This window comes from Chelativorans intermedius, from assembly GCF_025398255.1.
Taxonomy (GTDB): Bacteria; Pseudomonadota; Alphaproteobacteria; order Rhizobiales; family Rhizobiaceae; genus Chelativorans; species Chelativorans intermedius.
On record NZ_JAODNW010000013.1, the window covers coordinates 68783 to 82969 of the forward strand.

General features: G+C 66.4%; 12 protein-coding genes. 6 read left to right on the top strand and 6 right to left on the bottom strand.

The window, feature by feature from the left end; genetic code table 11:
• Positions 1–8 precede the first annotated feature (8 nt).
• From NYR58_RS10730 to NYR58_RS10750, 5 genes are all read left to right on the top strand, one after another.
• Positions 9–2816 (top strand): [protein-PII] uridylyltransferase, encoded by a 2808-nt coding sequence (locus NYR58_RS10730; protein WP_261520648.1) that lies wholly within the window; start codon positions 9–11, stop codon positions 2814–2816.
• Positions 2817–2835: 19 nt separating this feature from the next.
• A complete protein-coding gene (murJ, locus tag NYR58_RS10735; protein WP_261520649.1) occupies positions 2836–4398 on the top strand; it encodes a murein biosynthesis integral membrane protein MurJ in 1563 nt (520 codons plus the stop codon).
• Between the two features lie 85 nt (positions 4399–4483).
• Positions 4484–5551, top strand: coding sequence for a tryptophan--tRNA ligase (gene trpS / locus NYR58_RS10740; protein ID WP_261520650.1), 1068 nt, complete (start codon positions 4484–4486; stop codon positions 5549–5551).
• Positions 5552–5646: 95 nt separating this feature from the next.
• A complete protein-coding gene (locus NYR58_RS10745) occupies positions 5647–6138 on the top strand; it encodes a universal stress protein (protein WP_261520651.1) in 492 nt (163 codons plus the stop codon).
• Positions 6139–6233: 95 nt separating this feature from the next.
• Entirely contained in the window at positions 6234–6809 is a 576-nt protein-coding gene (locus NYR58_RS10750) for a NifU family protein (RefSeq protein ID WP_261520652.1), read from the top strand.
• Between the two features lie 39 nt (positions 6810–6848).
• Here the strand turns inward: NYR58_RS10750 and NYR58_RS10755 are convergent, their stop codons facing one another.
• Positions 6849–8651: an IlvD/Edd family dehydratase gene (locus tag NYR58_RS10755; RefSeq protein WP_261520653.1), complete on the bottom strand. Its 1803-nt coding sequence runs from the start codon at positions 8649–8651 to the stop codon at positions 6849–6851.
• Between the two features lie 126 nt (positions 8652–8777).
• Between NYR58_RS10755 and NYR58_RS10760 the strand changes: the two genes are divergently transcribed.
• Positions 8778–9248 (top strand): CoxG family protein, encoded by a 471-nt coding sequence (locus NYR58_RS10760; RefSeq protein WP_261520654.1) that lies wholly within the window; start codon positions 8778–8780, stop codon positions 9246–9248.
• A gap of 200 nt (positions 9249–9448) precedes the next feature.
• On the opposite strand, the gene NYR58_RS10765 is transcribed toward NYR58_RS10760, so the two are convergent.
• The 5 genes from NYR58_RS10765 to NYR58_RS10785 are packed head-to-tail and all read right to left on the bottom strand — an operon-like array spanning position 9449 to position 14121.
• Positions 9449–10732, bottom strand: coding sequence for a TRAP transporter large permease (locus tag NYR58_RS10765; RefSeq protein WP_261520655.1), 1284 nt, complete (start codon positions 10730–10732; stop codon positions 9449–9451).
• A gap of 4 nt (positions 10733–10736) precedes the next feature.
• Positions 10737–11228, bottom strand: coding sequence for a TRAP transporter small permease (locus NYR58_RS10770; RefSeq protein WP_261520656.1), 492 nt, complete (start codon positions 11226–11228; stop codon positions 10737–10739).
• A 43-nt stretch (positions 11229–11271) separates the two neighbouring features.
• Positions 11272–12249, bottom strand: coding sequence for a C4-dicarboxylate TRAP transporter substrate-binding protein (locus NYR58_RS10775; RefSeq protein ID WP_261520657.1), 978 nt, complete (start codon positions 12247–12249; stop codon positions 11272–11274).
• A gap of 37 nt (positions 12250–12286) precedes the next feature.
• Positions 12287–13378: an Ldh family oxidoreductase gene (locus NYR58_RS10780; protein WP_261520658.1), complete on the bottom strand. Its 1092-nt coding sequence runs from the start codon at positions 13376–13378 to the stop codon at positions 12287–12289.
• Positions 13378–14121: an SDR family oxidoreductase gene (locus tag NYR58_RS10785; protein WP_261520660.1), complete on the bottom strand. Its 744-nt coding sequence runs from the start codon at positions 14119–14121 to the stop codon at positions 13378–13380. Before NYR58_RS10785 ends, NYR58_RS10780 begins: the two co-directional genes overlap by 1 nt.
• Between the last annotated feature and the right edge of the window lie 66 nt (positions 14122–14187).

The window sequence follows — 14187 nt, forward strand, 5'->3', positions numbered from 1 at the left end:
GAGAGCGGATGGCGAAGGTCCCCCTCAAACTCGACCAGATCATCGACAGCGCTGCCCTGCAGCAGGCGCTGGAGGCCATCGCCGCCGAGGGCGAGCCGGCATCGCCCGAGACGCGCAACCGCGTCATGAAGCTGCTGAAGGCGCACCTTGCGGAGGGGCGCAAGACCGCCGGAGCCATGCTGGCCGAGGATGGCGGCGGCACCGCCTGCGCGACACGCCTTTCCCACCTCATGGACAGGATCGTTCACGCCCTGCACGATTTCGCCGCTGCCCATGTCTATCCGGCCGAGAACCGTTCGGCGGCCGAGCGCATGGCCATCGTGGCGGTGGGCGGTTATGGCCGCGGCACCCTGGCGCCGGGCTCCGATGTCGATCTGCTCGTCCTGCTTCCCTACAAGCAGACGCCCTGGGGCGAGCAGGTGGCCGAATACATGCTCTATATGCTGTGGGACATGGGGCTGAAGGTGGGCCATGCCACGCGCAATGTGGACGAGTGCATCCGCCATGCGCGCACCGACATCACCATCCGCACCGCGGTGCTTGAAGCCCGATACATCTGCGGCGACCGCGCGCTCTATGACGAGCTTCTGACGCGCTTCGACCGCGAGATCGTCAAGGACACCGGCGCCGAATACATCCAGGCCAAGCTTGCCGAGCGCGATGCCCGCCACGCCAAGGCCGGCGAAAGCCGCTATCTGGTCGAGCCCAATGTGAAGGACGGCAAGGGCGGCCTGCGGGATCTCCACACGCTGTTCTGGATCGGCAAGTACTATTACCGCGTGCGCACCTCCGAGGAGCTGGTCGAAAAGGGCGTCTTCACCCGTCGCGAATACCTCCAGTTCCGCAAGGCGGAAGACTTCCTTTGGGCGGTGCGCTGCCACATGCATTTCCTGACCGGCAAGCCGGAGGAGCGGCTGCACTTCGACATCCAGCGCGAGATCGCCGAGCGGCTGGGCTACACCAGCCATCCCGGCCTTTCCGCCGTCGAACGGTTCATGAAGCACTACTTCCTGACCGCCAAGACGGTGGGGGACCTGACCCGCATCTTTTGTGCGGCGCTGGAGGAGGAGCAGGCCAAGCATGTGCCCGGCTTCAACCGCATTTTCCTGACCTTCCAGCGGCGCAAGCGCAAGCTGCCCGGAACCAGCGACTTCATCATCGACAACCACCGCATCAACATCGCCGATGAGGGCGTTTTCGAGCGCGATCCCGTCAACATGCTGCGGCTGTTCTGGTTTGCCGATCGCCACGGGCTGGAATACCACCCCGATGCGCTCAAGCTGCTCACCCGCTCGCTCAGGCTCATCGACCGCAACCTGCGCCGCGACCGAGAGGCCAATCGCCTTTTCATGGATCTTCTGACCTCCAGACGCGACCCGGAGCTCAACATGCGCCGCATGAACGAGGCTGGCGTGCTCGGCAAGCTCATCCCCGATTTCAACAAGATCGTGGCGATGATGCAGTTCTCCATGTACCACCACTACACGGTGGACGAGCACCTGATCCGCTGCCTCGGCGTGCTGGCGGAGATCGAGCGCGGGGAGGGGGAGAAGACCCATCCGCTCGCCCATGCGCTGATGCCGTCGCTCAAGCCCTGGCGCGCCGTGCTTTATACGACGCTGCTGTTCCATGACATCGCCAAGGGCCGGCCGGAGGATCACTCCGTCGCCGGCGCCCGCATCGCCCGGCGCCTGTGCCCGCACATGGGTTTCGACAAGGCCGAGACGGAGACGATCGCCTGGCTGATCGAGCATCATCTCACCATGTCGATGACGGCGCAGATGCGGGACCTGAACGACCGCAAGACCATTCAGGATTTTGCCGACATCGTGCAATCGGTGGAGCGGCTGAAGCTCCTGCTCGTCATCACGGTCTGCGACATTCGCGGCGTCGGCCCGGGTGTGTGGAACGGCTGGAAGGGGCAGCTCCTGCGCACGCTCTATTACGAGACGGAGCTGCTGCTCACCGGCGGTTTCTCGGAGGCATCGCGCGCTTCCAGGGCGGAGGCGGCGCGCGCCCGGCTTGCCGAGGGGCTGCGCGAGGCCGGCTGGGAGGAGGCGGAGATCCGCCACTATGCGGCGCTGCACTACGAAAACTATCTCCTGGCCGTCGACGAGGAGGACAAGCTGCGCCACACGGAGTTCATCCGCGATGCAGACCGGCAGTCGCGGGCGCTGTCCACGATGGTCAAGCCGCACAGCTTCGAGGCGGTGACCGAGATCACGGTGCTGGCGCCCGACCATCCCCGGCTTCTCTCCGTCATCGCCGGCGCCTGTGCCGCGGCGGGCGCCAACATCGTCGATGCGCAGGTCTTCACCACCACCGACGGGCGGGCGCTCGACACCATCCTCATCGGCCGCGAGTTCGAGTTCGACGAGGATGAGCGCCGCCGCGCCCAGCGGGTGGGGCGCCTCATCGAGGATGTGCTGTCGGGCCGCGACTATCTGCCCGACGTTCTGGAAAAGCGTGCCAAGCCGCGCCGCGGGGCGAAAGCGTTCCGCATCGAGCCGCGCGCGGAGGTGCGCAACACGCTTTCCAACCGCTTCTCGGTGGTCGAGGTGGAGTGCCTCGACCGCCCCGGCCTCCTGTCGGAGGTGACGGGGGCGCTTTCCGACCTGTCGCTCGACATCGCCTCGGCCCACATCACGACCTTCGGCGAGAAGGTGATCGACACCTTCTACGTGACCGACCTGACGGGCGCCAAGATCGAGAGCCCCGACCGGCTGGAGGCGATCCGCCGGGAGCTTCTGGAGGTTCTGGAGAAGGGGACGTCGAAACGCGGAAGCCGCTCGCGCGCCAGGCAGGCCGTGGCGTGATGCAAGCGGGGGACGAGCGGTGAGCCTCGTTGCAAAGTTCGCCAGTGTGGGCAGCGCCACCATGGCCAGCCGTGTGCTGGGCTTTGCCCGCGAGGCACTGGTGGCGGCGGCCCTCGGCGCCGGGCCGGTGACGGATGCCTTCTACGCGGCCTTCCGCTTTCCCAATCTCTTCCGCCGGCTGTTTGCCGAGGGGGCCTTCAACACCGCCTTCATTCCGCTTTTCTCCAAGGAGCTGGAAGGCGGCGGCATGGAGGCGGCGAGACGGTTCGGCGAGGACGTCCTGGCCGTTCTCCTGACCGTGCTTCTGGCGCTTTCGGCGCTGGCCATGATCTTCATGCCCTTTCTGGTGGGCACCGTGGTGGCGCCCGGCTTCTCCGACTCGCCGGAGAAGTTCGACCTGACCGTGATCATGACGCGCGTCATGTTCCCCTATCTCCTGTTCATGTCGCTGGTGGCGATGTTGTCCGGCGTCATGAACGCCATGCGCAGGTTCTTCCTGGCCGCGCTGGCGCCGGTGCTGCTCAACGTCATCCTGATCGGCGTTCTGGGCCTGGCGCTGTCCATGGGGCTGTCCCCGCGTCTCACCGGCCTCTGGCTCGCCTGGGGCGTGTTGGCCTCCGGCGTCGGCCAGCTCCTCATTCTCGTCTTCGCCGTCCGCCGCGCCGGCTTTTCGCTGCGCCTGCGCGCCCCGCGGCTCACGCCCGCGGTGCGCCGTCTCATGGTTCTCATGGTGCCGGCCCTGGTGACGGGCGGCATCATGCAGGTCAACCTGCTCATCGGGCAGATCATTGCCTCCGCCCAGGACAAGGCCATCGCCCTGTTGAATTTCGCCGATCGCATCAACCAGCTTCCCCTGGGCGTCATCGGTGTCGCGATCGGCGTTGTGCTCCTGCCGGAGCTCGCGCGCGCGCTGAAGGCCGGCGATCTTGCCGAGGCCCGCCACCTGCAGAACCGTTCGCTTGAATTCGCCCTTGGGCTCACCGTGCCGGCGGCGGTGGGGCTGATGGTGATGCCCGCGCCCATCGTGTCCCTGCTCTATGAGCGCGGCGCCTTCACCGCCCTCGACACGCAGATGACCGCGGCGGCGCTTGCCGCCTTCGCCTCCGGTCTGCCCGCCTATGTGCTTGTCAAGGTCTTCCAGCCCAGCTTCTTCGCCCGCGAGGACATGCGCACGCCCATGTGGTTCTCGCTCGTCACCGTCGTCGTCAATGTCGTCCTGAGCCTCGCCCTTTTCCCCGTCTTGGGCCATGTGGCCATCGCATTCGCCACCGCGCTGTCCTCATGGGTCAATGTCGTGCTGCTGGCAGCCACGCTGTGGCGGCGCAACCACTTCCGCCCTTCCGCCGTCACCATACGCCGCGTTGCCATGGTGCTTCTTTCCAGCCTCGCGATGGGAGCGGTGGCCTATGGGCTCGACCAGGCCCTGGTCGTCCCGCTGGAAGGCGGGGGCCTGCCCGCGCGCGCTGCTGCGGTCCTGCTCGTCATCGCGGTGGCGGCGGTCGTCTATTTCCTTCTTGCGGTGCTGACCGGCGCCGTCGACCGGACGGAGCTGAAGCGGGCGATTGCGCGTCGCAGGGCTTGATTGCGTGCGCCGCCTCGTCCATAAGCCCCACGCGCGCGCCAGCGCCATTCGCATTTTTTGGAATCTCCCATGAGCGGGTTCACGGATGAGTGAGTTCAGGCAACTCGTCTTCTCCGGGGTGCAGCCGACCGGCAACCTCCACCTCGGCAACTATCTCGGCGCCCTGCAGAAGTTCGTCGCGCTGCAGGACGTCTATGAGTGCATCTACTGCGTGGTGGACATGCATTCGCTGACCGCCACGCTGGTCCATGACGACCTTGCCGACCAGACGCGGGCGATTGCCGCGGCCTATCTCGCCAGCGGGCTGGACCCGAAGCGCAACATCATCTTCAACCAGGCGCGTGTGCCCCAGCACGCGGAGCTTGCCTGGATCTTCAACTGCGTCGCCCGCATCGGCTGGATGAACCGGATGACGCAGTTCAAGGACAAGGCAGGCAAGGACCGCGAGAACGCCTCGCTCGGCCTGCTCGCCTATCCCAGCCTCATGGCCGCCGACATCCTGCTCTACCGCGCCACCCATGTGCCGGTGGGCGAGGATCAGAAGCAGCATCTGGAGCTGACGCGCGACATCGCCCAGAAGTTCAACAACGACTTCTCCGAGCGCATCGCCGCCCTGGGCTATGGCGTGGAGATGAAGGTGGGCGAGGAGCGCGTCAACGGCTTCTTCCCGCTCACCGAGCCGCTGATCGAGGGGCCGGCCACACGCGTGATGAGCCTGCGCGACGGCACCAAGAAGATGTCGAAATCCGATCCGTCCGATCTTTCGCGCATCAATCTGTCCGACGACGCCGACACCATCGCCAGGAAGATCCGCAAGGCCAAGACCGATCCCGAGCCGCTGCCGGGCGACCTTGAGGGGCTGGCCGGCCGCCCCGAGGCGGAGAACCTGATCGGCATCTATGCCGCGCTTGCCGGTGTGGCGCGCGAGCAGGTGGTCGCGGAGTTCGGCGGGCGCCAGTTCTCCGAGTTCAAGCCGGCGCTTGCCGAGCTGGCGGTGGAGAAGCTGGCGCCGATCAACGCCGAGATGCGCCGCATCAGCGCCGATCCGGCCTATGTGGACAGCGTCCTGCGCGATGGCGGAGAACGTGCCGGCGCCCTTGCCGAAGCGACGATGAAGAAGGTGCACGAGATCGTCGGCCTGCTGACCGATTAGCCGCCGCAACCACGTGCCGCTTGCCGCGTGCCTTCGCGAATGGCAGATTGCGCGAAGGGCGGGCAGGCGCCGCCCGTGCAAGAGAAGGGGCATGCATGGTCTCCAAACGCCTGAGCCGCGAAGCCGGCCACAAGCGCAAGTTTCTTGCCATCGTCGACGGCACGCCGGAGTGTGAGCGCGCCGTCGCCTATGCCGCCCGCCGGGCCCACGCCACCAAGGGGTCGCTCGTCCTGCTCTTCGTCGTCGAGCCTGGCGACTTCCAGCACTGGCTGGGCGTGGAGCAGATCATGCGCGAGGAGGCGATGGATGCAGCCAATGCCGCGCTCAACGCCCATGCCACGAAAATCCGCGAGAGCATCGGCATCGAGCCGGAGCTTGTGATTCGGGAAGGCAAGCCGGCGGAGGAGATTCACAAGCTGATCGAGGAAGACCAGGACATTGCCATCCTCGTGCTGGCCGCCGGTAACGCGAAGGAGGGGCCGGGTCCGCTGGTCTCTTCCATCGCCGGCAAGGGAGCCGCCTTTCCCATCCCCGTCACCGTCGTGCCGCACAGCCTGACGGACGAGGAGATCGAAAGCCTGGCGTGAGCGGCCGACCGACCCCATATGCGGCTTGAATCGGGCCGGCGTTCGGCCTATTTTTAGAACAATTCCAAAAAAACGGCTTTACGGAGACCCCGCCGATGTTCATCCAGACGGAAGCGACCCCCAATCCCGCCACCTTGAAGTTTCTGCCGGGCCGGGTGGTGCTCGAAGAGGGCACGGCGGATTTCCGCGAAGCCGAGAGCGCGCGCACCGCTTCGCCGCTGGCGGCCCGGCTTTTCGACGTGCCGGGCGTAACGGGTGTCTTCTTCGGCTACGACTTCATCACCGTCACCAAGGAGGGGGCGGACTGGCAGCACCTGAAGCCTGCCATTCTGGGCACCATCATGGAGCATTTCATGTCCGGTCAGCCGGTCATGGCCTCGCCTGCGGGCGGTGGGGAGAGTGCCCAGGGCGGCGAGTTCTACGATGAGGCGGATGCGGAGATCGTGGCCACCATCAAGGAGCTTCTGGAGACGCGGGTTCGCCCCGCCGTCGCCCAGGATGGTGGCGACATCACCTTCCATGGCTATCAGAACGGCACCGTCTTTCTGAACATGCGTGGCGCCTGCGCCGGCTGTCCTTCCTCCACGGCCACGCTGAAGCACGGCATCCAGAACCTGCTGCACCATTTCATTCCCGAGGTGCAGCACGTCGAGCAGGTGCAGGCGGGATAGCCTGCCCCCATTCGTGCGCGGGGGCGTGGCCCCTGCGCCTCAATGGTTGTCGCGCGGCAGGCCCTTTTCCTGCGCGATGCGGCGGTAGGCGGTGGCCGGCTTCAGCACCATGCCCTGTGCGAGCTGATCCACCATCGCGCGCTGGATTTCCTGCCAGGGCGTCTGATGGTCGGGGATGGCGTAGCCTCCGGCCTCTGCCAGCGCCTTGCGGCGCGCTTCCAGTTCGTCCTCGCTCACCAGCATGTCGGCACGGCCCTTGTCGAGGTCGATGCGGATGCGGTCTCCGGTCCTCAGCAGCGCCAGCCCGCCGCCCACCGCGGCTTCCGGCGAGGCGTTGAGGATGGAAGGCGAGGCGGAAGTGCCCGACTGGCGGCCATCGCCGATGCAGGGCAGCGCGTGAACGCCCCTCTTGATGAGGTAGTCCGGCGGCCGCATGTTGACGACCTCCGCGGCCCCCGGATAGCCGACAGGGCCGGCGCCGCGCATGACCAGGATGCAGTTCTCGTCGATGGCGAGCGCCGGATCGTCGATGCGTTCGTGGTAGTCCTCCGGCCCGTCGAAGACGATGGCACGGCCCTCGAAGGCCATCGGATCGCCCGGATTTTCAAGATAGCGCTGGCGGAATTCCTGCGAGATCACGCTGGTCTTCATGATGGCGCTGTCGAAGAGATTGCCCTTCAGATTGATGAAGCCCGCATTCTCCCTGAGCGGCTCGCCGGCGGCGCGGATGACCCGGGGGTCGCGGTTCTCCGCCTCGCGGCAGTTCTCGCCGATGCTGCGGCCGTTGGCCGTCTTCGCATCGGGGTGTGGCAGAAGCCCGGCCTTCATGAGCTCGGCCACCACCGCCGGCACGCCGCCGGCGCGATGAAAATCCTCGCCCAGATATTCGCCCGCCGGCTGCATGTTGACGAGCAGGGGAACGTGATGGCCGATGCGCTGCCAGTCGTCATTGTCGAGCGGCACGCCGAGATGGCGCGCCACGGCGTTGAGATGGATCGGCGCATTGGTGGAGCCGCCCAGCGCCGAGTTGACGACGATGGCGTTCTCGAAGGCTTCGCGGGTCATGATGTCGGCGGGCTTCAGGTCTTCCTCCACCATGGCGACGATGCGCTGCCCGGTCTCATAGGCCATCTGCCCGCGCTCGCGGTAGGGCGCGGGGATTGCCGCGGCGCCAGGAAGCTGCATGCCGAGCGCCTCCGCCAGCGCGTTCATGGTCGAGGCCGTGCCCATCGTGTTGCAGTAGCCGACGGAAGGGGCGGAAGAGGCGGCCAGTTCCATGAACTCGTCATAGTCGATCTCGCCCGCCGCCAGCCGTTCGCGCGCCTCCCATATGATGGTGCCCGAGCCCACGCGCTTCCCGCGATACCAGCCGTTGAGCATCGGTCCCACGGAAAAGGCGATGGCTGGAATGTTCACCGTGGCCGCGGCCATCAGAAGCGCCGGCGTGGTCTTGTCGCAGCCGATCGTCAGCACCACGCCGTCGAGCGGATAGCCATAGAGCGCTTCCACCAGCGACAGATAGGCAAGGTTGCGATCGAGCGCAGCGGTTGGGCGCTTGCCCGTCTCCTGGATCGGATGGCAGGGAAACTCGAAGGGAATGCCGCCGGCTGCTTCGATGCCGGCGCGCAGGCGCTTGGCAAGCTCCATGTGGTGGCGGTTGCAGGGCGAGAGATCGGAGCCGGTCTGCGCGATGCCGATCAGTGGCTTGCCGGATTGCAGCTCCGCACGTGTCAGCCCGTAGTTGAGGTAGCGTTCGATGTAGAGCGCGGTCATGCCCGGATTGTCCGGGTTGTCGAACCATTGCTGCGAACGAAGCCGGGTCTTGCGGCTGCCTTGAGTCATGTCCAAGCCTCTGTCGGTTGCCGCTCTCACGGATATTGCATCGCAGGGCAGGCGGCAAGGCCGCCGGATGGACAAGGCGGCCCGGCTGCGATAGCCAAGGACAAACGCCAAGCGGAGGGACATGCCATGGCCATGATCATCGAGGGCGAGGAACGCATCGAGGCGCCGGTGGAAGCGGTGTGGAGGGCGCTGAACGACCCGGAAGTGCTGAAGGACTGCATCCCCGGCTGCGAGGAACTGGAGAAGACGTCGGACACCGAGTTCGCCGCCACCGTCTCGCTCAAGGTCGGGCCGATCAAGGCGCGCTTCAAGGGCGCCGTGGAGCTTACCAATCTCAACCCGCCCTATTCCTACACCATCAGCGGGGAGGGCAAGGGCGGCGTGGCCGGCTTCGCCAAGGGGGGAGCCGACGTCTCGCTCAAGGAAGACGGACCGCAGGCCACCATCCTCACCTACCAGGCAAAGGCCGATGTGGGCGGCAAGATGGCGCAACTCGGCAGCCGCCTCATCCAGTCCACGTCCAAGAAGCTGGCCAGCCAGTTCTTTTCCGATTTCAACGCGCGGGTAAGCGGGGCGAACGAGGCGCAGGGCGCCTAAGGCATTTTGCAGCCAGATGAACTATCTGGCGTCGCACAAATGCAGCAAAAACAGATAGATGAACCGGATCAGCGTTTCAATGAAACGATGAACCGGTCCAGGCCGACGCGTCCCCCTCGCGGCCGGGTCCCCTGCCTTACGGTTCGCACCTGCCAGGCGTTCATGCCAGAAACGGGATCGCCTGCTTCCCGGCAGCCGCTTCAGCGGTTGAAGATGAGGTTCGGCACGAACAGCACCGCCTGCGGGATGAAGATCAGCATCAGCGTCACCACTGTGACGGCCAGCAGCAGCGGTGCGGATTCGCGCGTGTATTCGCCAACCGGAACCTTGAGGATGGAGCACACCGCATACATGGCCGCCCCGACCGGCGGCGTGAAGTTGCCGATCGTGGCTGCGACGATGAAGACGATGCCGAAATGCACCGGGTCGCCGCCGAGCTGGCGCACCAGGGGCAGGAAGATCGGCGTGAGCATGATGATGAGCACGGTGGCATCGACGAAGAAGCCCACCACGAGCACGAAGGTCGCCACCAGCACCATCACCCCGGCGAGGTTCTCCGTGACGCCGAGAATCCACCCGGAGACGGTCTCCGGCACGCGTTCCAGAACGATGCCGTAGCTGAAGATCGCCGAAAGGGCGATCAGGAACATCACCGAGCCGACATCGGTCAGGCTCGCTTCGAGTGCTTCAAGGGCGCCTTTCGTCTTCAGCTCGCGATAGACGAACACGCCGATGACGGCGCCGTAGAAAACGGCGAAGGCGCCGATCTCGGACGGGGTGAAAACGCCCATGCGCAGCCCGAACAGAAGAAAAACGGGAAACAGGAGCGCCCATATGCCGCCCCGCAGGGCCAGGGCCCCCTCCTTCAATGTCGGTCGCCTGTCGCGTTCGGGCAGATAGCCGCGCCGCCGTGCCGTCAGCCAGACGGCGAAGGACAGGCCGGCCCACAACAGCAGCGCCGGCACGAAACCGGCGGCGAAGAGCCGCCCGATCGACACCTGTCCGATGGTTCCATAGAGGATCATGCCGATGCCGGGCGGAATGATCGGCGTGAGCACGGCGCCATAGGCGAGGGCGCCGGCGGCAAAGCCGGGCGTGAAGCCGCGCTCGACCATCGGCCGGCCCAGCATGCGCGCCTGCATGGCAGCATCCGCGATCGCAGAGCCGGAAACGCCGCCCATCAGCGCCGAAAGGGCGAGGGAGACCTGCGCCAGCCCGCCCTTGAGCCGGCCGGTGAGCACCGAGGCGAGATCGAGCAGCCGTCCGGTAATGCCCGAGCGGTTCATGATGTTGCCGGCAATGATGAACAGAGGGACGGCGAGCAGTGCGAAGTTCTGCGTCTGCGACACCGTCACCTGCACGGGAATGGTGAACGGAAGCTCCGGGTGCTGAAGGAAGAACAGCGCGCCGGAAATGGCGATGGCGAAGGCCACCGGCATGCCGAGCGCGAGGAGGATGGCGAAGGCGACGACGACGAGCAGCATCGGCTCACTCCGTCCTTCGCGGCGCCAGATAACCATCGGCGCGCAGCGCCCGCGCGAGCTTGAGCAGCGTGGTGAGAAGCAGCAGCAGGCCGCCCACCACGATGCTCATCGTCACCCAGGAATAGCTCACACCGGGAATGCCCTGAAAGCTGCGGGCCCGCGACACCCAGGAAAGCCAGGCGCCGGCGTAGATGACATAGACCAGGAAGACGGCGATGACGGCGAGATTGAAGTAGCCGACGGCGCGCCTCGGCCCGTCTGGCAGCCGCCGCGGGATGACGTCGATGGCAATCAGCGCGTCGTTGCGCCAGGCGATGTCGGCGCACAGGAAGCAGCCCCATGCGAAGAAGCAGGTGGCCAGATCGATGGTCCAGTTGAGCGGATGGTGCATCATGCGCGCCACGCCGCCCGTGAAGATCAGCACCACCATCAGCACGAGAAACGTACCGGCGAGGACCGCTTCCAGCCTCAGCATGAATCGATGGATTCGAGGCATCGGACTGGTCCTCGCCGGTTCGCCCCCGCCCAACCCGTTCGGCCTATTTGCCGATTTCCGCATGGACCTTGTTCTTGGCATCGAGAATGCCGAGCACCTCATAGGCCTTCTCGCCGGCGGCGCGGAAGGCATCCATGTCGACATCCTCGATCACCGTCATGCCCTGTTCGACGAGGGTCGCCTTGGCCTCTTCCGTGGCCTGGCGGATGACCTCGGAGGTCTCCTGGCCGGCAGCCCGGCATTCCTCCACCAGCGCCGTCTGGTAGTCCTGCGGAAGGTTGTCGAACCATTGCGAGGAGACCACCTGGAAGTTCACCAGCAGAATATGCGCGGTCTCGTTGGCGTAGTCCAACACCTCGTTGAGGTTTGCGGCGGTGATGTTGGGATAGACGAGCTCGGCGCCGTCCACCGCCCGCTGCTGCAGGCCGGGATAGATGTCGGTGAAGTTCATCGCCGTCGGCTCCGCCCCCAGCGCGCGGATGGACTCCTGCCAGATCGGTGCCGGCGGGGTGCGGATGCGCAGGCCCGCGAGATCCTCCGGCGTGCGGATCGGCTTGTTGGTGAAGAAGTGGCGGAAGCCCTGCACCCAATCGAAGCACACCACCTTCAGCCCGTGCTGCTCGGCAAGCTCGGTCTGCCATCCCTGCATTGTGGGCGAATCGGCCAGGGCGTAGGCTTCCTCGATGGTCGAGACGAAATAGGGTCCGTTGACCACCGCGATGCCGGGCACGTAGTTGCCGAGCCGCGCCGCATCCGTGTTCTGGCCGATATTGGCGCCCTGGCGGATCTGCTCGATGATGTCCTCCTCGACGCCGAGCTGGGCGCTGTGGAAGACCTCGATCTGCAGATTGCCGTTGGTGCGCTCGGCCACCCGCTCGGCCCATTTCAGAAAGCCTTCGTGGAAAGGCTCGCTGGGCCCCAGAACGTGGTTGAAGCGCAGCGTGTATTCCTGCGCCAGCACCGAGGTGCCGGCCAGAAGGCTTGCGGCCAATGCCGCCGCGGCGAGCTTCATTCCCTTCATCTTCTCCTCCTCTCGTTTGCGCGCCTGTTGGCGGGCGTTATCCGCCATCCTCCCCGAATGGCGGCTTGATCCCGAATCGTGCCGCAAGGGCGCGAAAGGCCGTCTGCGTGGCGGGGTCGATGGGTATGCCCGCCGTCGCGCGCCTGTCGGCCTCGGCCCATTCCCTGTCGCCCGGTGCCATCACGGCCTCGCCCGGGCGTGCCGGCGCGCGCCGCAATGCATCGAGATAGCGCTCCATTCCCGCGCGGAAGGCGGCTTCGTCGAGAAAGGCCGACGGTTTCAGCGCCATCACGAAAGCGCCGAGCTTGCGCGGCGTGGAGAAATCCGGCCCCGCCATCGGCGCGATGTCGAAGCTGAGCTTCATGCCCGAGAGCACGGCGCTCAGGATCTCGACGAGGCCGGCAAGTCCCGCGCCCTTGAAGCCGAAGGCGCCGCCGAGGGGCGCGAGCATCTCCGCCTCGTGCGGGTCACGCGTGTCAAAGCCACTGGCGTCGGAGGCCACAGCCGGCGGCAGAGGCTCGCCCAGGCTCTTGTAGAGCTGGATGCGGTTGTAGGGGATGGCGCTCGTTGCCATGTCAAGCAGCCATGGCCGCCCCTGCGGCACCGGCACGGCGCAGGCGATGGGGTTGGTGCCGTGAAAACGCACGGCACCCCCGTGCAGCCGCACAAAACTGTCGGAATTGCAGACGGCAAGGCCGATCATGCCGGCCTCCGCGGCCCGCAGCGCGAAGGCGCCGGCCGGGCCGAAATGCGAGCTGTTGCGGATGGCGACCGCGCCGATGCCGAAACGCCCGCAAAGTTCCATGGCATGCCGCATGGCCTCGAATGTGGCCAGCGCACCGTGGCCGTCATCGGCATCGAGGGCCGCAACGGCACCGAAGCCGGAAACGATGCGCACCGAGGGGCGGGGATTGACGCGCCCGCCCTCCAGCGCCCGCACATAATGGTCAAGCAGCCGCACGCCGTGGCTGTCGATGCCGAGGCACGAGCCGTGCATCATCGCGTCGGTGGCCGCGCGCGCCGTCGCGGCGTCGGCGCCCGCCGCGCCAAGCACGGCAAGGCAGAAGGCCCCAAGCCGTTGCGCCGCCACACGGCGGTCGGTTGCGGGCGTTGCGGGCGCGGCAGCCATCACAGCGTCTGTCCCCCGTCGACGACGAGCACCGTTCCGGTGGTGAAGGCCGACTCGTCGCTTGCCAGATAGAGCGCGCCAGCCGCCATCTCCTCCACCGTGCCCAGCCGGCCCATGGGCTGGCGCTGGACGAACTGGCGGCGGGTGGCCTCCGGGTCGCCGCTCGCCTGGATGCGGGATTCCAGCGAGGGAGAGTGGGTGGTGCCGGGGCACAGCGCATTGCAGCGCACGCCGCTGTGGATCACGTCGCGCGCCACCGCCTTGGTAAGGCCGATCACGGCGGCCTTGCTGGCGCCGTAGGCCGCGCGGCTCGGCACGCCGGTGATGCTGGAGGCGACCGAGGCAACATTGACGATGGAGCCTGAACCGCGCTCGATCATCCCCGGCAGGACGGCGCGGATGGTGTGGAACATCGAGGTGACGTTCTGGTCGAGGCTTCTCGCCCATTCTTCTTCGCTGGTTTCCAGGATCGTGCCGTTGTGCACCCAGCCGGCACAGTTGAAGAGGATGTCGACGCGCCCGGCAGCGGCGACGACGTCGCGCACCGCCGCCCCATCGGTCACGTCAAGGCCGACGGGCTCTATGGCAGGCTGCAGGCGGGGAAGGTCTTCCATCTTGGCGCGGGTACGGCTGGCTGCAATCACGCTCGCGCCCTCCTCGGCAAAGGCAAGCGCCACCGCGCGGCCGATGCCTTGCCCGGCTCCCGTCACGAAGGCGCGTTTGCCCTGCAGGCGCTTTCCCATGGGCTCCTCCTCCCGGCGCGCTTTGTGTCTTCTGTCTACACTAGACTGTATAATGCGTACACTAGA